The 24,664-nt window shown below is 64.3% G+C and carries 22 protein-coding genes; 13 read left to right on the top strand and 9 right to left on the bottom strand.

Going from position 1 to position 24,664, the window contains the following annotated elements; genetic code table 11:
- Nucleotides 1-105 precede the first annotated feature (105 nt).
- From KZX46_RS14310 to KZX46_RS14300, 3 genes are all read right to left on the bottom strand, one after another.
- Entirely contained in the window at nt 106-606 is a 501-nt protein-coding gene (locus KZX46_RS14310; RefSeq protein ID WP_219774563.1) for a hypothetical protein, read from the bottom strand.
- Nucleotides 603-935 (bottom strand): hypothetical protein, encoded by a 333-nt coding sequence (locus KZX46_RS14305; RefSeq protein WP_219774562.1) that lies wholly within the window; start codon nt 933-935, stop codon nt 603-605. Before KZX46_RS14305 ends, KZX46_RS14310 begins: the two co-directional genes overlap by 4 nt.
- Before the next feature lie 155 nt (nt 936-1,090).
- Entirely contained in the window at nt 1,091-1,345 is a 255-nt protein-coding gene (locus KZX46_RS14300) for a hypothetical protein (RefSeq protein WP_226895968.1), read from the bottom strand.
- A 182-nt stretch (nt 1,346-1,527) separates the two neighbouring features.
- On the opposite strand from KZX46_RS14300, the gene uvrA reads away from it, so the two are divergent.
- Nucleotides 1,528-4,395: an excinuclease ABC subunit UvrA gene (uvrA, locus tag KZX46_RS14295; protein WP_219774561.1), complete on the top strand. Its 2,868-nt coding sequence runs from the start codon at nt 1,528-1,530 to the stop codon at nt 4,393-4,395.
- Nucleotides 4,396-4,405: 10 nt separating this feature from the next.
- Here uvrA and KZX46_RS14290 read toward each other — a convergent pair whose 3' ends face one another.
- Genes KZX46_RS14290 through KZX46_RS14280 form a run of 3 tightly spaced genes read right to left on the bottom strand, consistent with a single transcriptional unit; the run spans nt 4,406 to nt 6,339 of the window.
- Nucleotides 4,406-5,452: a beta family protein gene (locus KZX46_RS14290; protein ID WP_219774560.1), complete on the bottom strand. Its 1,047-nt coding sequence runs from the start codon at nt 5,450-5,452 to the stop codon at nt 4,406-4,408.
- Nucleotides 5,453-5,456: 4 nt separating this feature from the next.
- Nucleotides 5,457-5,945, bottom strand: a complete 489-nt coding sequence (locus KZX46_RS14285; RefSeq protein ID WP_219774559.1) for an ImmA/IrrE family metallo-endopeptidase — start codon at nt 5,943-5,945, stop codon at nt 5,457-5,459.
- Complete coding sequence (locus KZX46_RS14280) at nt 5,938-6,339, bottom strand: hypothetical protein (RefSeq protein WP_219774558.1); 402 nt, start codon at nt 6,337-6,339, stop codon at nt 5,938-5,940. Before KZX46_RS14280 ends, KZX46_RS14285 begins: the two co-directional genes overlap by 8 nt.
- A 218-nt stretch (nt 6,340-6,557) precedes the next feature.
- On the opposite strand from KZX46_RS14280, the gene KZX46_RS14275 reads away from it, so the two are divergent.
- From KZX46_RS14275 to gatB, 7 genes are all read left to right on the top strand, one after another.
- On the top strand, nt 6,558-7,223 hold the full coding sequence (locus tag KZX46_RS14275; protein ID WP_370647454.1) for an SOS response-associated peptidase family protein: 666 nt from the start codon (nt 6,558-6,560) through the stop codon (nt 7,221-7,223).
- A 101-nt stretch (nt 7,224-7,324) separates the two neighbouring features.
- On the top strand, nt 7,325-7,549 hold the full coding sequence (locus tag KZX46_RS14270; protein WP_219774556.1) for a hypothetical protein: 225 nt from the start codon (nt 7,325-7,327) through the stop codon (nt 7,547-7,549).
- A 386-nt stretch (nt 7,550-7,935) separates the two neighbouring features.
- A complete protein-coding gene (gatC, locus tag KZX46_RS14265; protein ID WP_219774555.1) occupies nt 7,936-8,223 on the top strand; it encodes an Asp-tRNA(Asn)/Glu-tRNA(Gln) amidotransferase subunit GatC in 288 nt (95 codons plus the stop codon).
- Complete coding sequence (gatA, locus tag KZX46_RS14260; protein ID WP_219774554.1) at nt 8,223-9,698, top strand: Asp-tRNA(Asn)/Glu-tRNA(Gln) amidotransferase subunit GatA; 1,476 nt, start codon at nt 8,223-8,225, stop codon at nt 9,696-9,698. The genes gatC and gatA overlap by 1 nt, the downstream gene beginning before the upstream one ends.
- 79 nt (nt 9,699-9,777) lie before the next feature.
- Nucleotides 9,778-11,277 carry a hypothetical protein gene (locus KZX46_RS14255; protein ID WP_219774553.1) on the top strand — a complete coding sequence of 500 codons (1,500 nt, stop codon included), beginning with the start codon at nt 9,778-9,780 and terminating at the stop codon, nt 11,275-11,277.
- A complete protein-coding gene (locus KZX46_RS14250; RefSeq protein ID WP_219777016.1) occupies nt 11,277-12,203 on the top strand; it encodes a glycosyltransferase family 2 protein in 927 nt (308 codons plus the stop codon). Before KZX46_RS14255 ends, KZX46_RS14250 begins: the two co-directional genes overlap by 1 nt.
- Nucleotides 12,204-12,254: 51 nt before the next feature.
- The gene (gene gatB, locus KZX46_RS14245) at nt 12,255-13,733 is read left to right on the top strand and encodes an Asp-tRNA(Asn)/Glu-tRNA(Gln) amidotransferase subunit GatB (protein ID WP_219774552.1); all 1,479 of its coding nucleotides are present in this window, start codon (nt 12,255-12,257) and stop codon (nt 13,731-13,733) included.
- 620 nt (nt 13,734-14,353) lie between these two features.
- Here the strand turns inward: gatB and KZX46_RS14240 are convergent.
- Both KZX46_RS14240 and KZX46_RS14235 read right to left on the bottom strand, forming a co-directional pair.
- On the bottom strand, nt 14,354-15,502 hold the full coding sequence (locus KZX46_RS14240) for a DNA methyltransferase (protein WP_370647555.1): 1,149 nt from the start codon (nt 15,500-15,502) through the stop codon (nt 14,354-14,356).
- The gene (locus KZX46_RS14235) at nt 15,403-16,062 is read right to left on the bottom strand and encodes a DNA methyltransferase (protein WP_219774550.1); all 660 of its coding nucleotides are present in this window, start codon (nt 16,060-16,062) and stop codon (nt 15,403-15,405) included. Before KZX46_RS14235 ends, KZX46_RS14240 begins: the two co-directional genes overlap by 100 nt.
- A gap of 195 nt (nt 16,063-16,257) precedes the next feature.
- Here KZX46_RS14235 and KZX46_RS14230 point away from each other — a divergent pair, with 195 nt between their 5' ends.
- Nucleotides 16,258-18,543 carry a TonB-dependent receptor gene (locus KZX46_RS14230; RefSeq protein ID WP_226895966.1) on the top strand — a complete coding sequence of 762 codons (2,286 nt, stop codon included), beginning with the start codon at nt 16,258-16,260 and terminating at the stop codon, nt 18,541-18,543.
- 125 nt (nt 18,544-18,668) lie between these two features.
- Here the strand turns inward: KZX46_RS14230 and serB are convergent, their stop codons facing one another.
- Entirely contained in the window at nt 18,669-19,544 is an 876-nt protein-coding gene (serB, locus tag KZX46_RS14225) for a phosphoserine phosphatase SerB (protein ID WP_219774548.1), read from the bottom strand.
- A gap of 28 nt (nt 19,545-19,572) precedes the next feature.
- On the opposite strand from serB, the gene miaA reads away from it, so the two are divergent.
- The 4 genes from miaA to KZX46_RS14205 all read left to right on the top strand — a co-directional run bounded on the left by miaA (nt 19,573) and on the right by KZX46_RS14205 (nt 24,663).
- Complete coding sequence (gene miaA, locus KZX46_RS14220; protein WP_226895965.1) at nt 19,573-20,421, top strand: tRNA (adenosine(37)-N6)-dimethylallyltransferase MiaA; 849 nt, start codon at nt 19,573-19,575, stop codon at nt 20,419-20,421.
- A gap of 169 nt (nt 20,422-20,590) precedes the next feature.
- Nucleotides 20,591-21,751, top strand: coding sequence for a collagen-binding domain-containing protein (locus KZX46_RS14215; RefSeq protein ID WP_219774547.1), 1,161 nt, complete (start codon nt 20,591-20,593; stop codon nt 21,749-21,751).
- Between the two features lie 75 nt (nt 21,752-21,826).
- The gene (locus KZX46_RS22945; RefSeq protein WP_226895964.1) at nt 21,827-22,819 is read left to right on the top strand and encodes a PEPxxWA-CTERM sorting domain-containing protein; all 993 of its coding nucleotides are present in this window, start codon (nt 21,827-21,829) and stop codon (nt 22,817-22,819) included.
- Nucleotides 22,820-22,896: 77 nt separating this feature from the next.
- Nucleotides 22,897-24,663: an acetolactate synthase 3 large subunit gene (locus KZX46_RS14205; RefSeq protein WP_219774546.1), complete on the top strand. Its 1,767-nt coding sequence runs from the start codon at nt 22,897-22,899 to the stop codon at nt 24,661-24,663.
- The last annotated feature ends 1 nt before the right edge of the window (nt 24,664 follow it).

Here is a 24,664-nt window from a genome sequence, read left to right as displayed (position 1 = left end):
TGCCGCAAGTGCCTCAGTCTTGCCAATGGTGTGCCCGAGAGCGAATGGCGGTCAGAAAATGGCATAGACAAACCGGCCACGAAAACCGGCTTGGTAGCCCGGCAACTAACGAACCACCGGCGTCATCTTCACGCCACCAGCCATCGCCGCAGTAATTCCGAGCCGGGCGTAAAGTCGTTCTCTCTGGGGGCCGTCATGCGGCACATCCGGATCGACGAAGCGGCCACGCGTGTCGAGCAGTCGAAACCACTCTTTTTCGCCGCCACAATCATGTTCTGCACCGGGTTCCACTGAGCAGGCATACGCTAGCAGTGCGTAATGCGTCTGATGATGACCAGTCAGGCAGGCCCAGGACGAAACGTAGCGCGCGAGCACGCGATGTCCTCGAATCACCACGCTGGGACCGCGTTCGAGCTGCCCATGATCCTGCTTGACCCCCGCGCGCCGGATAAGTGTCTGAAAGGCAGGAGCTAATGGCGCCGCCTCGCCTGGCGACGCGCCGCTTGCCATTCGATATTCGACCGCGCCGCAGTGTAGTGTTTCGATTTGCGTGACTGGTGAGGCATTGCCTGCTGACGCGAGCGCGAGCGCAACGGCGTAGATCATTTCACTTTGCCTCCGTAGCCCACGAACGCCGACTTACCGTCATTGAACGACATGCGCGTCTGCTTCGCACCCGGGAGCGATGTCCACTCATTACGAAGCAGCGCAAATGACGTGGCGAGATCACCGCTACACACGGCAGCCAGCGCGCCCCGTGTCTTTAGTTTTTCGAGTGCAAGGCGATCCTGCGATTTAAGCGTAAAGTCCGGCACGATCCCTTGCTTGTTTGCTTCAGCCCACGCCGAATAGAGGATCTGATAAGCGCCCGCCGCTGTCGAAGTATGTCCCCACTTGAAGACCGCAGTGTTCGGATGTGTCGTAAAAGTCGTCACTCTTGTCGGGGTAATGTTCGGCAAACCGAATTGACTTCAGGAACGCCTGGATATTTGGGCTGTCGATATCACAGTCTGTCACGAACTGCTCCTACATCTTCCGCGAAGCGTGATCACATCCCCACGTCGTCGATAGTGCGGCGCAATACCCTGCCCTACCCCCCGTTATACCCGCTCGATGGCGCAGGATCGCTCCCCTTGCCCGGCTGGGTGTTCGACGGCGGATCGCTAGACGGGAAAGTCTCGTCGAGTTCGATATCGAGCTTGGCATCGGGGTCGGACGGGTTGCGCTTCAGCGCCGGCTTATGTTCGGCGTCGTGCGCCTCGCGGTGCTCGGGCTGAACGGGGGTGTTCGGGTCGGCGAGCGGGCGGCCGGAGTCATTGGCGGTATCGCTGGTGTCGGTCATCATATTCGCTCCCAAAGGGCTGCCGCTTCTACGCGCCACGGGGCAAACCCGTTCCGGTCGCTTGCCGCGCGCGCCTCGCCTCCCTATTTTTCGAAAGCCGCACCAGTCGTTTCAGGCTGGCGCTTTTCGAACAAATATGGAACAGATAGCGCCATGTCGATCTATACTCTGCGAGCGTTTGCGCAATGCTGACCCACATCAGCGTCCGCGGCGCGCGCGAGCATAACCTCAAGGACGTCGACATCGACCTGCCGCGCGACAGCCTGGTGGTCATCACCGGCCTGTCGGGGTCGGGCAAGTCGAGCCTCGCGTTCGACACGATCTATGCCGAGGGCCAGCGGCGCTACGTCGAATCGCTGTCGGCATACGCGCGCCAGTTCCTCGAGCTGATGCAGAAGCCCGACGTCGATCACATCGAGGGGCTGTCGCCGGCGATCAGCATCGAGCAGAAGACGACGAGCAAGAACCCGCGCTCGACCGTCGCCACCGTCACCGAGATCTACGATTACATGCGCCTGCTATGGGCGCGGATCGGCGTGCCGTATTCGCCGGCGACCGGCCTGCCGATCACCGCGCAGACCGTCAGCCAGATGGTCGACCGCGTCCTCGCGCTCCCCGAGGGCACCCGCCTGCTGCTGCTCGCGCCGATCGTCCGCGGGCGCAAGGGCGAGTACCGCAAGGAGCTCGGCCAGCTCCAGAAGGACGGCTACCAGCGCGTCAAGATCGACGGCACCTTGTACGAGATCGCCGACGCCCCCGCGCTCGACAAGAAGTACAAGCACGACATCGATGTCGTCGTCGACCGCATCGTCGTCCGCCCCGACATCGCCTCGCGACTGGCCGAAAGCTTCGAGGCGGCGTTGAAGCTCGCCGACGGGCTGGCGATCGCCGAATACGCCGACGCCCCGCTCACCCCCGACGGCGAGCATGTCGCCGCCCCCGAGCCCGAACGCATCGTCTTCTCAGAGAAGTTCGCTTGCCCGGTCAGCGGCTTCACCATCGCCGAGATCGAACCCCGGCTGTTCAGCTTCAACGCCCCGCAAGGCGCGTGTCCGGCGTGCGACGGCCTTGGCGAAAAGCTGTACTTCGACCCCATGCTCATCGTCCCCAACGAGGCGCTGACGATCGCCGGGGGTGCGGTGATGCCGTGGGCGAAGTCGAACCCGCCCTCCCCATATTACCAGCAGGTCCTCGCCAGCGTCGGCCGCGCCTATGGCTTCACCCTCAAGTCGAAATGGAGCGACCTGACCCCCGAGGCGAAGGCCGCCGTCCTCACCGGCACCGGGTCGAAGGCAATCGCGCTGCGCTTCGAGGACGGGCGCAAGACGTACGAGGTCAACAAGGCGTTCGAGGGCGTCGTCGCCAACCTCGACAAGCGCTTCCGAGCCACCGAATCGGCGTGGATGCGCGAGGAACTGTCGCGCTACCAGTCGTCGGCCCCGTGCGAGGTCTGCCACGGCGCACGCCTCCGCCCCGAAGCGCTCAGCGTCAAGATCGACGGCGAGACGATCGCCGACGCGGTCCGCCGCCCGGTCTCGCAGGCCTATCCCTGGGCGAAGAACCTCACCGCCAAGCTCAATCCCAAGGACCGCCAGATCGCCGAGCGGATCATGAAGGAGATCGTCGAGCGCCTCGGCTTCCTCGACAATGTCGGGCTCGATTACCTCGCGCTCGACCGCAAGTCGGGCACCCTGAGCGGCGGCGAGAGCCAGCGTATCCGCCTCGCGTCGCAGATCGGCAGCGGCCTGTCGGGCGTCCTGTACGTCCTCGACGAGCCATCGATCGGCCTCCATCAGCGCGACAACGACCGGCTGCTGATCACCCTCAAGCGCCTCCGCGACCTCGGCAACACCGTGCTTGTCGTCGAGCATGACGAGGACGCGATCCGCACCGCCGATTACGTCGTCGACATGGGCCCCGGCGCGGGCGTCCACGGCGGTCACGTGGTGGCCAAGGGCACGCTCCAGGACATCCTCGACACGCCGGGCAGCGTCACCGGCGACTATCTCAGCGGGCGGCGCAGCGTCCCCGTCCCGAAAAAGCGCCGCAAGGGGTCGGGCAAGAAGCTCACCGTCAAGGGCGCGCGGTCGCACAACCTCCACAACGTCACCGCGTCGATCCCATTGGGCACCTTCACCTGCGTCACCGGGGTCAGCGGCAGCGGCAAGTCGACCTTCACCATCGACACGCTGTTCGCCGCCGCCGCGCGCGAGCTGAACGGCGCGCGCATCCTTGCCGGTGCCCACGACAGCGTCGAGGGGCTGCAGTATCTCGACAAGGTCATCGACATCGACCAGTCGCCGATCGGCCGCACCCCGCGCTCGAACCCCGCGACCTACACCGGCGCCTTCACCAACATCCGCGACTGGTTCGCCGGCCTCCCCGAGTCACTCGCGCGCGGCTACAAGCCCGGGCGCTTCAGCTTCAACGTCAAGGGCGGGCGGTGCGAGGCGTGCACCGGCGACGGGCTGATCAAGATCGAGATGCACTTCCTCCCCGACGTCTACGTCACCTGCGACGTCTGCCACGGCCAGCGCTACAACCGCGAGACACTCGAGGTGAAGTTCAAGGGCAAGTCGATCGCCGACGTCCTCGACATGACGGTCGAGGACGGGGTCGAGTTCTTCAAGGCGGTCCCGCCGATCCGCGACAAGCTCGCGATGCTGCTCGAGGTCGGCCTCGGTTACGTCCAGATCGGCCAGCAGGCGACCACGCTCAGCGGCGGCGAAGCCCAGCGCGTCAAGCTCGCCAAGGAACTCGCGCGGCGCGCCACCGGCCAAACGCTCTACATCCTCGACGAACCCACAACCGGCCTCCATTTCGAGGACGTCCGCAAACTCCTCGAAGTCCTCCACGCCCTCGTCGACCAGGGCAACACCGTCGTCGTCATCGAACATAATCTCGAAGTCATCAAGACCGCCGACTGGGTCATCGACCTCGGGCCTGACGGCGGCGATAAGGGCGGGGAGATCGTTGCGGTCGGGACGCCGGAGGCGGTGGCGAAGGTCGAGCGGAGTTTCACGGGGGGGTATTTGCGAGGGCTGTTGAAGTAGAGTGGATGAACTAGTCCTCGTACGGGATTTCGACTTCTGCACCGGCCGAACCTGCTTGAGAATGAAGCGTCATGTGAACGCTTATTCGTGCTTCGGTCGAGCGTTGTGTTCCTGTAACACCAATCCCGAAACCATCAGTATCCTCGATTAATCGCCGACCATAGCATTCAGGTATACCTCGAAAACAATCGTGTAGTTTCGCTACTTGCGACATCGCCAGATATGACGAATTTGCGGCCACCTCTGCGCGAAAAATGTTGCAATTTCCAATGCCAGGCACATCGATACGAGGCGGGATTTTTCCGCCTCCCCCGCTCTGGGGTGGGCGCGTGGTTGCCCAGTCACCGTAAGTGAAGTCGGCATTGTTAAAACTTCGGCGGATACTCGAGTAAAGTCGAGATTCGTGCATAGTCACTAATTTGTGACCGATTATGTCACTAAATGAGTCAGGAAATGATGAAGACAAGATTACGACTTCAGTAGTCGGAAAAATTGAGATAACCTCCCCGACCTTGGACAATGTCCACTGCTCCAATGTCAGAAAGTCTCTCGACCAGCCGGCGTCGATTAGAAAAACAGTGTCATTCGGAATTAATGGCTGAAGCTCTTCGAGATTTATTACCGACCCTACGTCGTCTCTTTTGATATGAATAATCAGGCCGCGATCTAGACGAACAACATTTTCAAGCTGTAACCGTATATCAACCAGTGTGCTCGGCAGAACTAATACTGGAATCGCATTCGCAATATTATCTACAAAATCGTAATAAGCTTGATAGCCGGACAAGCTTTCAAATAAGTTATTGAACTCTATCTGAGCTTGCCTTGTGGTAACCGATATGTAAAAACTTTTATCTAGCTCAATAGCAAACGGTCGATTATCGACTGCCTCAACAATCTTCTCGATTGTCTTGCTAAAAAAGGAGGCGTTCTGCCACGGTTTCGCCAAAAATACCGGGAACGTTAAATCTTTCGCCTCCACTGACAACGTTCGGTAGGCAGTTATCTCAGCCGGTTTAGTTCGCAAATGAGGAACATAACAGCGGCCGGCCAGCATCTGATTAACTTACCCTAATATCGGCTGCTAAGCGGGAAACCTTGAATTCATCAGCCAATTTTAGACTCAATTCTTCTTTGCTAGCCGTCGGGTTGCGGGCGATAAGCTGTCGTACTGCAGACCAAGGCATTATAAGATCGGCTGCCAATTTATTCGCCTCAGTCTCTAACGTTGAAGACAGATTAGACCGATAAAGCACAGAGTCCACTACACCGCTCGCGATCCTTTGTCGATGAAGCAAGTAGTGAGCGATTTCATGGGCGATGGTGAATCTCTGCCTAGATTTCGATTCGTACCGATTGACCTTGATAACGAAGCCATTTTCTCTCGGTTTGATCATACCGGAAATGTTTAAAGGCAGATTAGCTTCGACTACGTCCAGACCCAACGCCTTAGCTAACCCGCCAATTTTAACCGGAGTGCTCGCCAAGAACTCTTTGATAACGTTAAGTTCATGCGCCGATATGCGCGAGGAAAAGCTGATATCAGTCATCGTAAATCGTTTCATCTGGTGCAGCAACAACAGCCGCGTTCTTACTTTGTTCTGACGTCCCGTCAACACCTCGTAGGCTCACGTCGACCAGCAGCTGTTCAATTTCCTTTCTAAGCGGGCCGTCCTTCGCGAGCTGAGCAGTAAAATACGAGATTGAGCTATCCCGTAACTTACTTTCAAATGTTGCCCATCCGATGACACCCAAAACGGCTATGAAAAGTCCTAGCACCGTTATCATGATGGAAAGCGCGGTGAGGACAACCGAGATCAGATCAATGTATCGAATCTCACCCAGCGGCTGATTAGGCACGATACTGTGGATAACCAACGTCGACACGAAGACAACAGCGACGATCGTGATCAGAGCCGCCGCGATGAGAAATGCCCGCTTCACACATCTAAATCGCACAGGTTTGCTAGATGAGCAATGCAGTCGCCCCGACGTACGGCTCCGTGGCGGCAAAGCCGCGCCGTCGGACGCGGCTGGTGGCCGCGCCGGCCGGGCGCAGCTTGAACTTCGCTTTTGCGAGGGCAAAAGCGTAAGCCGTTCGCGCCATGTGCAACGAAGCCGCCCGTCTCCGCTCCCTCGGTGAAATCGTCGAGGCGTTCAGCGTGCTCAAGATCCCCCTCAGCTTTCCCGAGGGGTTGCCGAACCTTGCGGCGACCGACAGCATCCGCATCACCGACCCCGCCGCGATCGTCCGGCTCCGCGACGGCGCGCACCAGCTCGTCCAGCGGCGGTGGAGCTGGGTGGCGGGCCCGGCGGGCGGCGGCGGTGACCGCGGGGGCGGCGGTCGCAGCGCGGGGGGCAAGGCGGGAGCCGGCAAGGGGGGCGGCAGGCCGGTGTATAATTACCGCTCCGAGGGGCGGCGGTTCGGCAACGCGGCGGATGGATCGCAGGGGCGCTGCCTGATCCCGCTCGACGGCTTCTACGAATTCACCGATCCCACTCCGGGAGCCAAGCGCAAGACGAAGTGGCTGTTCACGATGCGCGACGGGGCGGAGGAGCGGGGGCTGTTCTGCGTCGCGGGGTTGTGGCGGTCGGTCGGCTCGGGCGTTGGCGGCGGGGCCGTCGGTGACGGGGCTCCGCTCGCCGCGACCGAGGCGTGGACGATGCTGACGTGCGAGCCCGGCCCCGACATCGCGCCGTATCATTCGCGCCAGATCGTGTTGATGCCGCGCGATCGCTGGGCCGACTGGCTCGGCGGCGTGGTCCCCGCCGCCGACCTCATCGCGCCGACTCCCGGGGGGACGCTGACGGTGGCGCAGGTCGGCTAGGCTCCGCAAATCCGGGAGCGCGGTGGTCCCCTAGAAACCGCTGTCCTCCACCCCTGTGTTCGTGAGATGTTCCTCTGTTGAACAACGCAGGAGACGACGCGATGACCCGCCCGATGCCGCCCCTACCCCGGCCGACCTTCGTTCAGGCCCCCGCCGCCTATCCCTTCCCGTGCGATGGGTGGGGCGAGAGCGACGCATGGGGCGAATGGCAGGCGCGGATCGACGCGACGGCGCACGAGCGGCGGATGGACCCGGCGGTCGAGGCGACGCTGCTCGCCAACGACGCGATCTTCCGCCGCCGGGTCGCGGAGCAGCGCGGGCGGTGACGGCGCGGGGCTGGTGCGCGGGTGAAAAAGCCGGTCGTTGTGTGGACTACTGTAACCTTCCGGGCGCGAAGGGCGCGAAAAGCTGGTCGTTCCGTGGACTTGTGTAACCTTTAGGCGGACGGCGGCTTGCGGCGGGAAGGTGAAAAAGCTGGTCGTCGTGTGGACTTGTGTAACCTTCGAACGGACGCGGCGAGCGCGAAAAGCTGGTCGTTCGGTGGACTTGTGTAACCTTTGGGCGGGCGGGTGACGCGTAGAGGACCGTGAAAAGCTGGTCGTTGTGTGGACTAGTGTAACCTTTGACCCCGGTCTTCGCCCGCCTCCCCGCCCCCCGGCTTGAGCGGGCGGGACCCCCATGCTACCCGCCCTCGCTCAACCCGAGGGGTACTATGTCCGTCGACGCCGCCACCGTCACCCGCATCGCCAAGCTGGCGCGGATCAAGCTCGCCCCCGGCGAGGCCGAGCCGCTCGTCGGGGAGCTCAACGGCATCCTGACGTGGATCGAGCAGCTCGCCGAAGTCGACACCAGCGGGGTCGCGCCGATGACCGCGGTGATCTCCAACACGCTGCGCTGGCGCGCCGACGCGGTCACCGACGGCGGGGTCCGCGACAAGGTGCTGGCCAACGCCCCGGCAAGCGAGATCGGCTTCTTCGCGGTGCCGAAGGTCATCGAATAATGAGCGAACTCAATGGCTTGACCATCGGCGCGATGCGCGACGGGCTGCGGGCGAAGACCTTCTCCGCGGTCGAACTGGCGGAAGTCCACATCGCCGCGGTCGAGGCGGCGCGGGTGCTCAACGCCTTCATCGTCGAGACCCCGGACCATGCCCGGGCAGCGGCGGTGGCGGCGGATGCGGCACTGGCCGACGGCTCGGCACGGTCGCTGGCGGGCATCCCGCTCGGCATCAAGGACCTGTTCGCGACCGCGGGGGTCCAGACGACGGCGGGGTCGAAGATCCTCGAGGGGTTCGTCCCGCCATACGAGTCGACCGTGACGGCGAAGCTGTTCGGCGACGGCGCGGGGATGCTCGGCAAGCTCAACATGGATCAGTTCGCGATGGGATCGTCGAACGAAACCAGTGCCTTCGGCGGGGTGATCTCGCCGTGGCGGGCAGCGGGATCTAACCGGCCATTGGTTCCGGGCGGAAGCTCTGGCGGGTCGGCGGCGGCGGTCGCGGCGATGCTGTGCGCCGGAGCGACCGGCACCGACACCGGCGGCTCGATCCGCCAGCCGGCGGCGTTCGTCGGCATCTCTGGGATCAAGCCGACCTATGGCCGCTGCTCACGCTGGGGGGTGGTGGCGTTCGCCTCGTCGCTCGACCAGGCCGGACCGATGGCCCGTGACGTGCGGGACTGCGCGATCCTCCTCCAGAGCATGTCCGGGTACGACGCCAAGGACGCGACCTCGCTGGACGTCGCCGTGCCCGACTTCGAGGCGGCGCTGACCGGGGATATGCGGGGGAAGCGGGTCGGGGTGCCGAAGGAGTACCGGCTCGACGGGATGGATGCGCGGGTCGCGGCGGTGTGGGACGAGGGGCTGCGCTGGCTGCGCGACGCCGGGGCCGAGACCGTCGAGGTGTCTCTGCCGCATACGAAATACGCCCTCCCCGCTTATTACATAATCGCCCCGGCGGAGGCATCGTCGAACCTCGCCCGCTACGACGGGGTCCGCTACGGCCTGCGGGTCGCCCCCGATGGCGGCAGCCTCGACGCGATGTACGAGGCGACGCGCGCGGCGGGCTTCGGACCCGAGGTCAAGCGGCGGATCATGATCGGGACGTACGTGCTGTCGGCAGGCTATTATGACGCGTATTATCTCCAGGCGCAGAAGGTTAGGGCGTTGATCGCGCAGGACTTTGCCCGGGCGTGGGAGTATTGCGACGTGCTGCTGACCCCGACCGCGCCGTCGGCTGCCTTCTCGCCCGGGGACAAGGCCGACCCGCTCGAGATGTATTTGAACGACGTCTTCACCGTGCCGTCGTCGCTGGCAGGGCTACCCGCGATGTCGGTCCCGGCGGGGCTGTCGGCGGGGGGGTTGCCGCTCGGGCTGCAGGTGATCGGGCGGCCGCTCGACGAAGCGGGGGTGCTCAACGCGGGATATGCTCTCGAACGCGCGGCAGGCTTCGTTGCACGGCCTGAACGCTGGTGGTAGACGCCGAAGGAGAGCGTGCTGCAGTGCAGCGCTGAGCGCGTCGAGTACGAATTTCGACGCAACGCGATGGAGGCTGGGGATGGCGACACACAGCGAGGTCGGCCGCCCGGTTGCACGTCTGGGAGCCATGTGGTCGATCGTGATTGCGTTCGTCGTCGCGCTCCTGTTCCTCGGGGTCGCGGCGGCCAACCGCCTGCCGATCCTGTTCCCCGATACGATCGGATATAACCGCGCCGGCGAGGCGATCATCGGCGTATTCGACAAGACTTCGGCCAGGCCGAGCATGTCCGCCGGTCACGCGACCGCCGCCGGCGGACCCTTGGCGATGGACACCAACGACGGCGTGTCGGAGGCGCGGTCACCATATTACGGTCTCGCCCTCGCCGTCTTCGACCGGATCGGCGGGCCGTGGCTGGCGGCGGCGGCACAGGCACTCGTCGCTGCGGTGGCATTGATCCTGGCGCTGGAACGGTTGCAGGTCCAACGGCCGCTCGCCACGATCGGCGGTGTCGTGATGGCGGTCGGCGGCCTTGCCTTCTACGCCTGCGTGCTGCTGCCCGATGTCTTTCTCGGCCCGGTCGTCCTCGCCCTCGCCTTCCTCCTGACCAAGCAGCAGATGCACCGGAGCGAGCGCCTATTCTGGGCCTTGGCGCTGATAGCGGGCATGCTGTTCCATCGCAGCTTCCTGGCGATGACGATCGTGATCGCCGCCGGCTCGACCATCTTCTTTCGCCAGTCATGGTTCGACCGTCGCGGGTGGCTAACCGCCGTGGTGATGTGCGTCGTCGCCGTGATCGGCCACGGCAGCGTCGCCCCTGTCGTCGAGCATGTCTTCGACCGGCCGATGGCGTCGCAGCCCTTCCTCCTCGCCCGGATGGCGGAGGGCGACGTCCTGCCCGCCTATCTCAACAAAACTTGCCCCACGACACGCTACTTCTTCTGCAAGTATCGCGCCCGGCTGCCGATGGACCACGACAAGTTCCTCTGGGATGCAGGCCCAGGGGGACTGTTCAATACCATGAGCTTATCCGACAAGCTGCTGCTCACACGCGAGGCGGGCAGCATCGTCGCCGGCGCTGTCAAGTCCGACCCGGTGGGCGCTGCCATCGAAGCTGCGAGGCTTTCGGTGCGGTGCTTCTTCTTCGCCGGGATGAACGACTTTTCGCAACGCATCATGCCGAACGCTCGGATCGATCCGTCGCTGGTCTCGACGATGGTCGCCTACCCCGACAGCGGGATCAGGACCGGTTCCTTCCCGCTTCCTGCGGTGAGCCGACTGACCCAGCTAATCTATGACGCCGCGCTTCTGGTTCTCATCATCGCGGGGGCTGCCGTCATGCAACCCGCCTGGTTCGGCCGTCACCGCGTCGCCGCGCTCGACCGGCGGCTCGTGGCAGCGATCGGCGTCATCATCGCGGGGTTGCTCGTCAACGCGATCGTCTGCGGCACGCTGTCGGGCGTTCGCGATCGCTATCAGGGCCGCATCGCGTGGCTTGCGTCACTCGCCGCGGTGGCGACGTTGAGCCATGCCGCGATGGTGACCCGACGACGGACAACTGCAACGGGGTTCGCATTGTGATGACTGCCGGCCGCATCGCCGTATTACTGCCGTGCTACAACGAGGAGGCGGCGATCGCCCGGACGGTCGAGGGCTTTCGTGCCGCGTTGCCCGGGGCGACGATCTACGTCTACGACAATAATTCAAGCGACCGGACGATGGCGGTCGCCGCTGCCGCCGGGGCCGTCGTCCGCTCCGAGCGCCGCCAAGGCAAGGGCGCGGTCGTCCGGCGGATGTTCGCCGACATCGACGCCGACGTCTATGTCATGGCCGATGGCGACGCGACCTACGAGGCCGGGGCCGCGCCGCGTCTCGTCGACCTGCTCGTCCGCGACCAGCTCGACATGGTTGTCGGCACCCGCGTCACCGAGATCGCCGCCGCCTACCGCGCCGGCCACCAGTTCGGCAACAAGCTGCTGACCGGGCTGCTGACGCGGATGTTCGGCCAGTCGTTCAGCGACATCCTCACCGGCTACCGCGTCTTCTCGCGGCGCTTCGTCAAGAGCTTCCCGGTCTTGTCGGCGGGCTTCGAGATCGAGACCGAGATCAGCATCCACGCGCTTGAGCTCGCCATGCCGTGCGCCGAGCTGCCGACGGCTTATTACGACCGGCCCGAAGGGTCGACCTCGAAGCTATCGACCTATGCCGACGGCTGGCGCATCCTGTGGACGATGGTCGCGCTCTATCGCTCGGAGCGGCCGGTGACCTTTTTCGGGGCGATCGCCATCGTCCTGCTGCTCGTCGCCGCGCTGCTCGCCGTCCCGCTGGCTATCACCTACATGCATACCGGGCTGGTGCCGCGCTTTCCGACTGCCGTCCTCATCACCGGGCTGACGATCGTCGCCGTCCTGTGTGCCTTCAGCGGCCTGATCCTCGACACCGTGACCAAGGGCCGCCGCGAGATCAAGCGGCTGATGTACCTTCAACATCCCGCTCCCGGCGAATAGGCCGCCGACCAGGGGTCGACCGCCGCCCGCTGGTCTTGCTACAAGGCGCGCATGAGCACCACCGCCCCCTACACCGTCCCCGGCGAGACCGGCGACTGGGAGATCGTCGTCGGCCTTGAGGTCCATGCCCAGGTCACCGCCAAGTCGAAGCTGTTCTCCGGCGCCGCGGCCAGCTTCGGGGCCGAGCCCAACACCCAGGTCAGCCTTGTCGACGCGGCGATGCCCGGAATGCTGCCCGTCCTCAACGGCGAGTGCGTCCGCCAGGCGGTTCGAACCGGTCTGGCACTCGATGCCCAGATCCACCGCTTCTCCAGGTTCGACCGGAAGAACTACTTCTACGCCGACCTGCCGCAGGGCTATCAGATCAGCCAGTTATACCACCCGATCGTCGGCGAAGGCTATCTCGACATCGAGCCCGACGGCGAGGCCCCGACGCGGGTCGGCATCGAGCGCATCCACCTCGAACAGGACGCCGGCAAGTCGGTCCACGACGGCCATGCGACGATGACCTATGTCGACCTGAACCGCTCCGGTTGTGCATTGATGGAGATCGTCTCCAAGCCCGACCTCCGCTCCCCGGCGCAGGCGGGGGCGTATGTCCGCAGCCTGCGCTCGCTCCTCCGCTACGTCGGCAGCTGCGACGGCAACATGGAGGAAGGGTCGATGCGTGCCGACGTCAACGTCAGCGTCCGCAAAGCTGGCGACCCATTCGGTACGCGGACCGAGACGAAGAACGTCAACTCGGTTCGCTTCGTTATGGCGACGATCGAGCTCGAGGCGCGGCGGCAGGTAGACGTCCTCGAAGCCGGAGGCACGATCGTCCAGGAAACCCGCCTGTTCGACCCCGACCGGATGGAAACGCGGTCGATGCGGTCAAAGGAAGACGCGCACGACTATCGCTATTTCCCCGACCCCGACCTGCTGCCGCTGACGCTGACCGAGGACTTCGTCGACGAATGCCGCGCGAGCCTGCCCGAGCTGCCGACCGCGAAGCGCGCACGGTTCGAAGGCGCGCTCGGCATGACCGCGTACAACGCCGCGGTCCTGACGGCGGAAAAGGAGACCGCCGACTATTTCGAGGCAGTGCTCGCTGCGCTCGGTGACCCGGCTCTGGCGGCGCGCGCGTCGAACTGGGTGACGTCCGACCTGTTCGGTGCGCTCAAGCGGCTCGGCAAGGATATCGCCGACTCACCCGTTTCACCCGCCGCCGCGGCCGAGCTGCTCAAGCTGACCGCCGACGGCACCCTGTCCGGCCCGCTCGCCAAGCAGGTATTCGAGATCATGCTCGACACCGGCGACGGCGCCGCCGCGATCGTCGAGGCGCGCGGCCTACGCCAGACGTCGGACACCGGCGCGATCGACGCCGCGATTGGCGATATCCTCACCGCCAACCCCGACAAGGTCGCCGACTATCGCGGCGGCAAGGACAAGTTATTCGGCTTCTTCGTCGGCCAGACGATGCGCGCGATGGCGGGCAAGGCTAACCCGGCGGTGGTCAACGAGCGGCTGTTGGCGCTGCTCGCGGGGTAGGCGCGCGGTTTTTTTTGCGCGGAAGGTTACACAAGTCCACTGAACGACCAGGTTTTCGCGCCGGTTACGCCGTCCCCACGCTATGTCCGCCATCTCCGCGCTATATTCGTTATCCCGCCTTTCTCGTCATCCCCGCGAAGGCGGGGACCCATTATCACGATCCGTTGGGGTGATGGGTCCCCGCCTTCGCGGGGATGACGTTTTGGATGTGATGCGTGCTTCACAGCGGAAGTCCTCACGCCAGCGAGTCGCTGCTCACCCGGCAAATCCGAGAGAGCGGAAAGTTACACAAGTCCACACAACGACCAGGTTTTTCGCATCGGCGGTGCGATCCCCAACCTCTTTTCGTCATCCCCGCGTAGGCGGGGACCCACCACCCCAGCCTTCGTGGTGATGGGTCCACGCCTTCGCGGGCATGACGCCACTGGGTGACCCGACGCACTTCACGCCGGAAGTCCACTAAGTCCACACGAGAAGCACAATCCGAAAAGCCCCGGCTTCACAATTTTACGTGGCGCTCGCCACGACGACACCAACAATGAGAAAGAGCATCGACCACCCGCTGGCGGCCGACTCGATAGCTGAACAGGCTAACCGATCGCGCCGCCTGTAGGACAGGGTTAAAGGTCCAACCCCGGCTGGATCACGGCTTCCTTCGGCGCGGCCTTGAACATCGCCGCGTTGACGTTGGGGACGACCGGGCGCTTGCCGGCGAAGAGTTCGGCGAGCGTCAGGATCTGGATGCGCGGCACCTTGGCGTGGAGGCCGGTTTCGAAGAACCCCGCCGCCGCCGCGCGCGCCTCCATCTCCTTCGTCGGCAGGACGGCGGTGAGCAGGATGCCGAGCGCGGCCTTTTCGCGCCCGATCGTCTCGACGAGTTCGGACACCCAGCCGACGCCCTTGCTGAAGCCGCCCTTGACCGAGATGATCGCCTTTTCGTGCGTCGCCTTCTCGGTCTTCGGGTCGAAGCCCTGGAAGAAGACCAGCCCGTCGATCCCGCCGTCCGCCCCCTTTTGCCCGCCCTTCCACGGCTGGCCGCCGACCCATGTCACGAGCCATTTCTGGAACTCGTGCTTGTCGCGCAGTGCGAGTTCCTGCGCCGAGGCGAGGTCCTTCGGCCGCCCCTCGGTCTCGAACACGATTCCCGGGAAGGCGGCAAGCAGCCGCTTCTCGATCAGTGCGATCGACAGATGGGTGATGTCGATCCCAATCCACCGCCGCCCGAGCTTCTCGGCGGCATGGACCGCGGTGCCGCAGCCGCAGAACGGGTCGAGGACGACGTCGCCGGGGTTCGACGAGGCGGCGATGATGCGTTCGAGGAGAGCGAGGGGCTTTTGGGTAGGGTAGCCGAGACGTTCTTGCGCTTGGGAGTTAAGTGGCCGGATGTCGTCCCAGTCGTCGCTAATCGGGACGCCCGGCATTTCATCAAGATAGCGCTTATATTCGGGGAAGCCGCTTGACGTGTATCGCAGTCGACCGGCGTCGGACACCTCCCGCATCCTATGACGGTTATAGACCCAACTTCTGCCTGCGTAAGGTGTAACGCCTCGGTATTCCCAATCCAGCTTCGGAATTGAGAACTCGCCGTCCAAGTCAGCTTCCCATCCACCCCCGGCTGGGCGTTTTACGCGCCACTCATAGAGCGTATCACCACCCGGTCTAGCGGCGGTTAGATCGCCCAACCTATATTTTCGCCCGTCGGAGTCCGAATATCGATATTTTGTAAGTATATAAGCATCGTCATATAAGGAAAACATCTGGTTGTAGATGAAAGTATTTGTCTTGGAGTATCGAAGTATAATATCGCGAACACGCGGAAATGGCGCGCGCCCTGCTTGTGATCGGACTTGGCTGTCGTCCGCTGCCAGCTTATCTCGTTTACAAATCGATCGGGCCCAAACACCCCGTCCAGCAACAACTTCAGGTAATGGCTCGCGGTCGGATCGCAGTGGAGATACAGGCTTCCCGTATCCTTGAGGACGCGGTGCAGCTCGATCAGCCGCGCCGCCATCATCGCCAGATACGCCATCATCGCATTGTCGTGGAGGAAGCCGCGCATCGCCTGAAGCAACTGCGCGACGTCGGTATTGCCGCTCGTCATTACCCGGTCGTAGGCGGCCTCGGCGCTGATGCCCCAGCTCCACGTATCCTCGAACGCGTCGATCTGGCTGTCGGCGGTCTTGCCGTCGGGCGACTTGAACAACTGGCTGTAGGTCGCGTTCGAATTGAACGGCGGGTCGAGATAGACGAGGTCGACGCTGGCGTCGGGGAACGCCTTCGGGTTCGCCAGCCAGTCGAGATTGTCGCCGTAATAGAGCCGGTTGGTCATGCTTCCCCCGTGATCGCGCTATCGTAGCTGCGACCGATGCGCCGCGCCACCGATCCGTTGCACTGCAGCCACACCCGCAACCATTCCGGGCACAACCGAGGCATTTTGTCACTTCGTCGTCATAATTGCCCCCTATCGCCGCGGCATCGGGACCGGGGCACGACGCCGCGGTGTCCCATTTCAGGGGTTATCGTCTTGTCGAATTTCACTCTCCGGGCGGCATTGCTGCTGTCCGCCGCCGTCGTGCTGACCGGCAGCCACGCGATCGCTGCCGAAGTTCCGGCCGCCGCAGCCGCCGCGACCGACGACACCGGCCTCGCCGACATCGTCGTCACCGCCGAGCGCCGTAGCGAGAACCTGCAGAAGGTGCCGCTGTCGGTCGGCGTCGTCTCGGGCGACCTGCTGCGTTCGTTCCAGTCGGGCGGCGGCGACCTGCTCGAACTGTCGGGGCGCGTCCCCGGGCTGTACGCCGAGACGACGACCGGCCGCATCTTTCCGCGCTTCTACATCCGCGGCCTTGGCAACATCGACTTCTACCTCGGCGCGTCGCAGCCGGTCGAGATCATTCAGGACGACGTCGTCCTCGAGCATGTCGTCCTGAAGTCAAACCCGGCGTACGACCTCGCGCAGGTCGAAGTATTGCGCGGTCCGCAGGGCACCTTGTTCGGGCGCAACACCACCGCGGGCATCATCAAGATCGACACGATCAAGCCGAGCGACGACCTCACCGCGCGCGCGTCGGGATCGTACGGCAGCTACAACACGATTACCTTCGACGGCGGCATCGGCGGCGCGATCATCCCCGGCAAGATCGCGGTTCGCGTTTCGGGCCTGTACCAGCACCGTGATAACTGGGTCGACAACACCTTCACCGGGGTTAGCGCCGACAAGACGCAGGTCAACAAGACCGATGCGCTCGGCGGCTTCAACGAGCGCGACCTGCGCGCGCAGATCCTGATCACCCCGACCGAGGATTTGACGATCCTCGCCGAGGGCCAGGGCCGGTCGTACAAGGGCACGTCGACGATCTTCCACCGCGGCGCGCTGATCAAGGGATCGAACACCCCCGTCGGCCCGCGCGACCAGGTCGGCCTCGACGAAGGCGCGGGCAACCCGCAGGCGTACGAAACCTATGGCGCGTTCCTCAACGTCAAGTACGACTTCGGCCCGGTCAGCCTGACCTCGATCAGCGCCTACGAAACGCTATCGGGCTATAGCCGCGGCGACACCGACGGCGGCGCGGCGGCGAACTATCCGGTCAACGGCGTGCCGAACGGGTTCGGCGAATCGCAGGGCAAGGTTCGCGGGTTGAACCAGTATACCGAGGAAGTCCGCCTCGCCTCGAACGGCCAAGGCCGCTTCAAGTATCAGGTCGGCGGCATGTATTTCGATAGCCGCGACACGACCGAGTTCGACCAGCGCGCGATCTTCACCGGCACCAACCCGAACAACTATGTCGTCCTGCGCAACATCAACACGTCATGGGCGGTCTTCGGCCAGGCGAGCTATGAGATCGTGCCGAACCTGACGCTGACCGCAGGCGCGCGCGAGACCAACGACACCAAATCGACGACGCTGCTTCAGACGGCGAACACTGCGCTGAACGTCGTCACCTACACCGGACGCCGCTACGTCCGCCTGTCGTCGACCCAGCCGAGCTGGGACGTCAGCGCGTTGTACCAGATCGACCCCGACGTCAGCGTCTATGCCCGCGTCGCGCGCGGCTTCCGCGGCCCAACAATCCAGGGGCGGTCGGCGGTGTTCAACTCTGACTTCACGACGGCGAATTCGGAGACGATCATCAGCTATGAGGCGGGCTTCAAGAGCCAGTTGTTCGATCGCAAGGTTCGCTTCAACGTCACCGGCTTCGGCTACACCGTCAGCAACATCCAGCTGAACGGCAACGATTCCAACGGCAACGGCGTGCTGTTCAACGCCGCCAAGGCAAACGCCTACGGCATCGAGGCCGAGGCCGAGTGGCACCCGATCGAGCACCTGTCGCTCGGGCTCGGCGCGAGCTTCCTCCACACCGAGATCAAGGACACGCGGGTCTATGCGCAGGTCTGCGCGCTCAACGGCGTCGTCGTCTGCACCGTCAACAACCCGACGATCAAGATCGGCACCAACGTCTTCGCCCAGATCAACGGCAACCCGCTCCCCGACGCGCCGAAGTACACCGTCGACGCCACCGCGCGTTACGGCGTCCCGGTGAGCAAGGACGCCGAGCTGTTCATTGCCGGCGACGTCAATCTTCAGGGCTTCACCAACTTCGTCCTCTACAAGACCAACGAGTTCAACTCGAACGGGACGTACGAGGCGGGTCTCAAGGCAGGTTATTCGACGCCGAAGTACGAAGCCGCGGTGTTCGTCCGCAACCTGACCGACCAGAAGAACCTCAAGGGCGTGATCGAGAACTACATGGCTGCGGTGTACAACGAGCCGCGGATCATCGGCGCGTCACTGAGCTTCAAGCTGAAGTAGGGCGCACTTCCCGGTCAGCCTCGCGAAAGTGGGGAACCCCCGATAATCTGTCATCCCCACGAAGGCGGGGACCCAAGGTCACAGAGTGTGGCGACCATGGGTCCCCGCTTTCGCGGGGATGACAATTATTGGCTAACCCACTCACCCCGCTTGTATCCCTGCGCCCACAGCAACGCCGTCAGGTCGCCGATGCGGATCGCCGCGTCGGCGGCCGCGGTGGCCTTGGGCTTGGCGTGATACGCGATGCCCAGCCCGGCGCGTTCGAGCATCGGGATGTCGTTCGCCCCGTCGCCAACCGCGATCGTCGCCTCGAGCGGCACCCCGGCGCCGTCGAGTTCGAAGCGCTTGGTCGCGGCGTCGATAATCGGGCGCGACACCGTTCCGGTGAGCTTGCCGTCCTCGACGAGCAGCCGGTTGGCGACGATCCGATCAAATCCCAACTCCGCACCGACCGGGCCGGCGAAGGCGGTGAATCCTCCCGAGACCAGGATTGTCCGCGCTCCTGATCTGGCCATCGTTGCGACCAATAATTTCGCCCCAGGCATCAGCCGCACACGCTCCGCACGGCAGCGATCGATGACCCGCGCATCCATTCCCTTCAGGAGCGCGACGCGGGCATCGAGCGCGGCGGCGAAGTCGAGCTCGCCGCGCATCGCCGCCTCGGTGATCGCCGCGACCTGCGGCTTCAACCCGGCATAGTCGGCGAGTTCGTCGATGCACTCGCATTGGATCATCGTCGAATCCATGTCGGCGATCAGCAGCCGCTTGCGGCGCGACGCGGCGACGGGCTGGACGACGATGTCGACCGCGGTCAGCGCGGCTTCGACCGCCGCGCGGGCGACCGGCTGGTCCAGCCCCGCAACCGTCAAATCGCAGGCGTCCCCCGCATCGAGCCACGCCGCCGCCCCCGGCTCGCCCCCTGCCCCACGCAGCGCGTCGCTTGCCGCAGCGACGTCACCCGGCGACAAGGCACCGGCGGCGATCAACGTCGCGAGGAGCATCGATATTTCCCTTGGTCGGCCAACGGTCGTGGTTATCGCGGGACCGACCGCCGCGGGCAAGTCGGCGGTCGCGCTCGATTTCGCGCAGGCGCGCGGCGGCACGATCATCAACGCCGACGCGAGCCAGGTCTACGCCGACCTCCGCATCCTCAGCGCGCGCCCGTCCAAGGCCGATGAAGCGACCGTCCCGCACCGTCTCTATGGCGTCATCGACGGGGCGGAGGCGTGCGACGCGGCGCGCTGGGCAGGGATGGCCCGCGCGGCGATCTTCGATACGATCGCCGCGGGGGGCTTGCCGATCGTCGTCGGCGGCAGCGGCATGTACCTGCGGATCCTGCTCGACGGGATCGCCGCGGTCCCGCCGATCGACCCCGACGTCCGCGCCGAGGTCCGCGCGCTCGACCCCGCTGCCGCCCGGGCCGCACTCGCCGCACTCGACCCCGCCGCAGCGGCCAAGCTCGCCGATCCGCAACGCGTCACCCGCGCGCTCGAAGTCGTCCGCTCGACCCGACGGCGGCTGGCCGACTGGCAGGCCGAGACGACCGGCGGGATCGCAACTGAAGTCGTTGTGCAGGGCCATGTTGTCGACCTGCCGCGCCCTGCCCTCCACACTCGGATTGACGCGCGGCTCGATGCCATGCTCGCGGCGGGGGTGCTCGACGAGGTCGCCGCGTTGGGTCGAAGGGGCCTCGCCGCCGACGCGCCGGTGATGAAGGCACTAGGCGTCCCCCCGCTCCTAGCCCATCTGCGCGGCGAGATCGAGCTTGGCGCCGCGATCGAACGCACTCGCCTCGACACGCGCCATTATGCCAAGCGCCAGCAGACGTGGTTTCGCAACCAGACCAGCAGCTGGCAACGTGGCCTCAGCACCGGCTAATCGTTATAGTTAACAATGCGATGTCCACCTTCAGAGTGTCGGAATTCCTTACACTTCTTCAAATAGCGCTGGGAGTGTCATATATCTTTCAGTAACTTATCTTTCTGGCATGATAATTGCTTAACGTTTCGTTACTGGCACATGAGCGTCGGTTTCGGGGAATTATTGCATGACCTATCGCATCGCTGCCGCCGTCGCCTTGATGGCCCTGACCCCGGGAGCCGCCCTCGCCACCGGAAGCGCCGTCAACGGCCTCACCGCACTCGGCGACCTCAATCTCATCGTTCTCGGCAACATGACCGGCGGCCACGACGTCGAGGGCAAGACCTTCGTCGGCGGCAACATCAGCGGCGGCACCTCGACGTACGGCATCGGCCGGTCGAACCAAGGCGAAGGCATGTCGTCGTACGCGACACTGACCGTCGGCGGCGACATCAACGGCGGCAATTTCAACAACGGCCCGAACGGCGGTAGCGGCACGATCGCGGCGCGCAAGAGCGTCGACATCGGTGGCAGCTTCACCGGCGGCAATTTCAATGTCGAGGGCGCGATCGTCCGCGCCGGATCGAACCTCGCTTCGTTCAACATCAACGGCGGCACCGACGTATCGTACGGCGGCATCGCCAACGGCTTCATGAACACCTTCCCGACCAAGGACGCATCGCTGGCACCCGGCGGCGCCCACGACCTGCACTCGAGCATCGCGACACAGACGGCGACGCTGACCGCCGACCTCGGCGCGTTGTCGACCGCGCTCTACGCTCTGTCGGCGAGCGGCAGCAGCTTCGACGGCAGCGACCACAACAATGCCAAGCTGATCGCGCGCGACCCGAACCACCTCGGCTATGCGGTGATCACGATCGATTCGACCAATCTGACATCGTTCCTCGATGCGTCGAACCTGCTCTACGACCTGCCGAGCAACGGCAGCGGCGGTTACCTGACCACGATCATCAACGTCACGGGCGCGTCGAGCTACACACTGAATGCCAACTCGAACAACTCGATCTACAACCCGTACATCCTGTGGAATTTCGGCACGGCGACGTCGATCACGCTCAACAAGCAGTTCAACGGCTCGCTCCTCGCCCCGTTCGCGACGGTGAGCAATTCGACCCCGATCGAAGGCTCGCTCGCGGCCCAGACGTTCCATCAGGGTGGTGAAGTCCACCTCGGCACATTCAACCCCGACGGGCGGCTGTTCACCGCACTGACGCCGCCGCCGCCCGTCGTTGGCGGCGTTCCCGAGCCGATGGTCTGGGCGCAAATGGTTGCCGGCTTCGGTCTGATCGGCCTGCTTCGTCGTCGCCGCGCGACCGTCGCCGCCTGAATGAAAATCGCTGCGCCGCTAACCGAACGTTAACCGTAAGCTACTAACTTCCGCTTATATTCGGGGGGATGAAGCATGGGCATCGGTCGGTATCTGACGGCATTGGCAGTCGGCGCGGCGGTCGGGACAGCAGTCCCCGCCGCCGCCTCGCGCCCCGACGGGCTTATCGTCTTCGGCGACTCGCTGGTCGACGCGGGCAACGCCTATATCGGCACAAACGGCCTGACAGCGCAGCCCGGCTACGGCTATTTCGACGGTCGCTACTCGAACGGACCGGTCTGGACCGACCTGATCGAACAGCGGCTGACCGGACATTACACCGTCCCCTTCCTGGCCGGCGGCGTCAATTATGCGGTCGGCGGGGCCGAGGCGGCGGAAGACCGCAGCTTGCTCGGCTTCAACGTCCCGGGGCTCGCCACACAGCTCGGTATCTATGCGACGAGTGGCAAACCCGTTGATCCGAACGCTCTGTACGTCCTCAACTTCGGCAATAACGATGTCACCGCGCTGCTCGCCGGGATCGCTGCCGCGCCAAACCCTGGTGCCGCCGCCGCGTTCACGACCGCGTTCACCAACGCCTTCGTCGGCAATTATCTTGGCACGATCTACGCGCTTAACTCCGCCGGAGCGACGCACTTCCTGATCGGTGGCGTCCCCAACCCGGAAATCCCCGCCAGCATCTACCTCGAGAACGCCCTGCAGGCGGGCTTCAGCACCCTGCATCTTAGGCCGGGAACGTCGTTCACCCAGATCGACTATTTCGGCTTCTTCACCCAGTTGCGCGACGATCCGACCAAATTCGGCCTGCCCGCCGACCTCGACACCAACCTCGGCGATGCATGCGTCGACATTAGCGTGGCACCGTCGAACCCGCATCCCGATTGCAGCCACTACCTGAGCTTCGACGGCATCCACCCGACGGCTCCGGTCCATGCCGCGCTCGCGCGCTACGTCGGCAGTCTGATCGGCATTGGCTCGGTCCCGGAGCCGTCGAGCTGGGCGCTGATGATCGGTGGCTTTGGCCTGATCGGCGTGACGATGCGCCGCCGCCGCACCGTCGCCGCGTAATTTCATTGCTGTTAGAGTGTTGACAGCGTAATTTTCGATCACTAACACGACGCTCGCAATCGAGGCGAGTAAGCATAGTGACGGCATCGAACGAAACCAATGGCGCGGGCGTGATCGTCCGCGCACTGCTCGACCTCGGGGTCGAGATCGTCTTCGGCTACCCCGGCGGGGCGGTCCTGCCGATCTACGACGCGCTGTTCGAGCAGGAGTCCGCGGGTCGCCGGATCAAGCACATCCTCGTCCGCCACGAGCAGGCGGCGGTCCACGCGGCGGAGGGCTATGCGCGCTCGACCGGCAAGCCCGGCGTCGTCCTCGTCACCAGCGGCCCCGGCGCGACCAACGCCGTCACCGGCATCACCGACGCGCTGATGGACTCGATTCCGATCGTCGTCCTGACGGGCCAAGTGCCGACGCACCTGATCGGCACCGACGCCTTCCAGGAATGCGACACGGTCGGCATCACCCGCCACTGTTCGAAGCACAATTACCTCGTCAAGGACGTCCACCGCCTCGGCGACACGATCCACGAAGCGTTCTACATCGCCACCGCGGGACGCCCCGGGCCGGTCGTCGTCGACATCCCCAAGGACGTCCAGGTCGCGCGGACGCGCTACGTCCGCCCGGGCAAGATCGAGCACAAGACGTACAAACCGCAGGTCAAGGGCGACCTCGCGGCGATCGAAGCGGCGGTCGAGATGCTCGCCGCTGCCGAGCGCCCGATCCTGTACACCGGCGGCGGCATCATCAATTCGGGTCCCGGCGCGTCGCAACTGCTCCGCGAACTCGCGCGGCTGACCGGCGCGCCGGTGACGTCGACGCTGATGGGCCTCGGCTGCTTCCCCGCGACGTCGCCGCAATTCCTCGGCATGCTCGGCATGCACGGCACCTATGAAGCCAATATGGCGATGCACGGCGCCGACCTGATGCTGTGCCTCGGCGCGCGCTTCGACGACCGCGTCACTGGGCGGCTCGATGCCTTCTCGCCGGGGTCGAAGAAGATCCACGTCGACATCGACCGCTCGTCGATCAACAAGACCGTCCGCGTCGACCTCGGCATCGTTGGCGACGTCGGCCATGTCCTCGAGGATTTGATCAAGGTGTGGAAGGCTCGCGGCCATCGCGCGGTCGACCTCAAGCCGTGGTGGGCGAAGATCGACCATTGGCGCCAGCGCGACAGCCTCGGCTTCGCCCAGACCGGGTCGGACATCCTCCCGCAATATGCGATCCGGCGGCTGTGGGAGGCGACGCACAAGCGCAGCCCGATCATCACCACCGAAGTCGGCCAGCACCAGATGTGGGCGGCGCAGCACTTCGGCTTCGAGGGGCCGAACAAGTGGCTGACGAGCGGCGGCCTCGGCACGATGGGCTACGGCCTGCCCGCGGCGATCGGCGCGCAGCTCGGCAACCCGAACGCATTGGTCATCGACATCGCCGGCGAGGCGAGCATCCAGATGAATATCCAGGAGCTCGGCACCGCGACGCAGTACCGCCTGCCGGTGAAGGTGTTCATTTTGAACAACGAATATATGGGGATGGTCCGCCAGTGGCAGGAGTTGAACCACGGCGGGCGGTATAGCGAGAGCTACTCCGAAGCCCTACCCGACTTTGTCAAACTCGCCGAGGCGTACGGCTGGACCGGCATCCGCATCTCCGACACGAGCGAACTCGACGACGGGATCGCGGCGATGCTCGCGGCGGACGGCCCGGTGATGGTCGACTGCCGCGTGTCGAAGCTCGCGAACTGCTTCCCGATGATCCCGAGCGGGGCTGCGCACAGCGAGATGCTGCTGCATGCAGATGAGACTGTGGGCGAAAAAGATGAAGATGCGTCGGCGTTGGTCTAGG

Source organism: Polymorphobacter sp. PAMC 29334 (genome assembly GCF_019431245.1).
Classification (GTDB): Bacteria; Pseudomonadota; Alphaproteobacteria; order Sphingomonadales; family Sphingomonadaceae; genus Polymorphobacter_B; species Polymorphobacter_B megasporae.
Note: the sequence above shows the minus strand (reverse complement) of the source record. Positions and strands in the feature narration are given on the sequence as shown.

Bases quoted from the DNA above. Each gene is read 5' to 3' on its own strand.
- gatA (WP_219774554.1), top strand. From the start codon at position 8,223: ATGAGCGAACTCAATGGCTTGACCATCGGCGCGATGCGCGACGGGCTG.
- KZX46_RS14270 (WP_219774556.1), top strand. From the start codon at position 7,325: ATGACCCGCCCGATGCCGCCCCTACCCCGGCCGACCTTCGTTCAGGCC.
- KZX46_RS14300 (WP_226895968.1), bottom strand. From the start codon at position 1,345: ATGATGACCGACACCAGCGATACCGCCAATGACTCCGGCCGCCCGCTC.
- KZX46_RS14310 (WP_219774563.1), bottom strand. From the start codon at position 606: ATGATCTACGCCGTTGCGCTCGCGCTCGCGTCAGCAGGCAATGCCTCA.
- KZX46_RS14285 (WP_219774559.1), bottom strand. From the start codon at position 5,945: ATGACTGATATCAGCTTTTCCTCGCGCATATCGGCGCATGAACTTAAC.
- serB (WP_219774548.1), bottom strand. From the start codon at position 19,544: ATGCTCCTCGCGACGTTGATCGCCGCCGGTGCCTTGTCGCCGGGTGAC.
- KZX46_RS22945 (WP_226895964.1), top strand. From the start codon at position 21,827: ATGGGCATCGGTCGGTATCTGACGGCATTGGCAGTCGGCGCGGCGGTC.
- KZX46_RS14250 (WP_219777016.1), top strand. From the start codon at position 11,277: ATGACTGCCGGCCGCATCGCCGTATTACTGCCGTGCTACAACGAGGAG.
- gatC (WP_219774555.1), top strand. From the start codon at position 7,936: ATGTCCGTCGACGCCGCCACCGTCACCCGCATCGCCAAGCTGGCGCGG.
- KZX46_RS14215 (WP_219774547.1), top strand. From the start codon at position 20,591: ATGACCTATCGCATCGCTGCCGCCGTCGCCTTGATGGCCCTGACCCCG.
- KZX46_RS14290 (WP_219774560.1), bottom strand. From the start codon at position 5,452: ATGCTGGCCGGCCGCTGTTATGTTCCTCATTTGCGAACTAAACCGGCT.
- uvrA (WP_219774561.1), top strand. From the start codon at position 1,528: ATGCTGACCCACATCAGCGTCCGCGGCGCGCGCGAGCATAACCTCAAG.
- KZX46_RS14235 (WP_219774550.1), bottom strand. From the start codon at position 16,062: ATGACCAACCGGCTCTATTACGGCGACAATCTCGACTGGCTGGCGAAC.
- KZX46_RS14255 (WP_219774553.1), top strand. From the start codon at position 9,778: ATGGCGACACACAGCGAGGTCGGCCGCCCGGTTGCACGTCTGGGAGCC.
- gatB (WP_219774552.1), top strand. From the start codon at position 12,255: ATGAGCACCACCGCCCCCTACACCGTCCCCGGCGAGACCGGCGACTGG.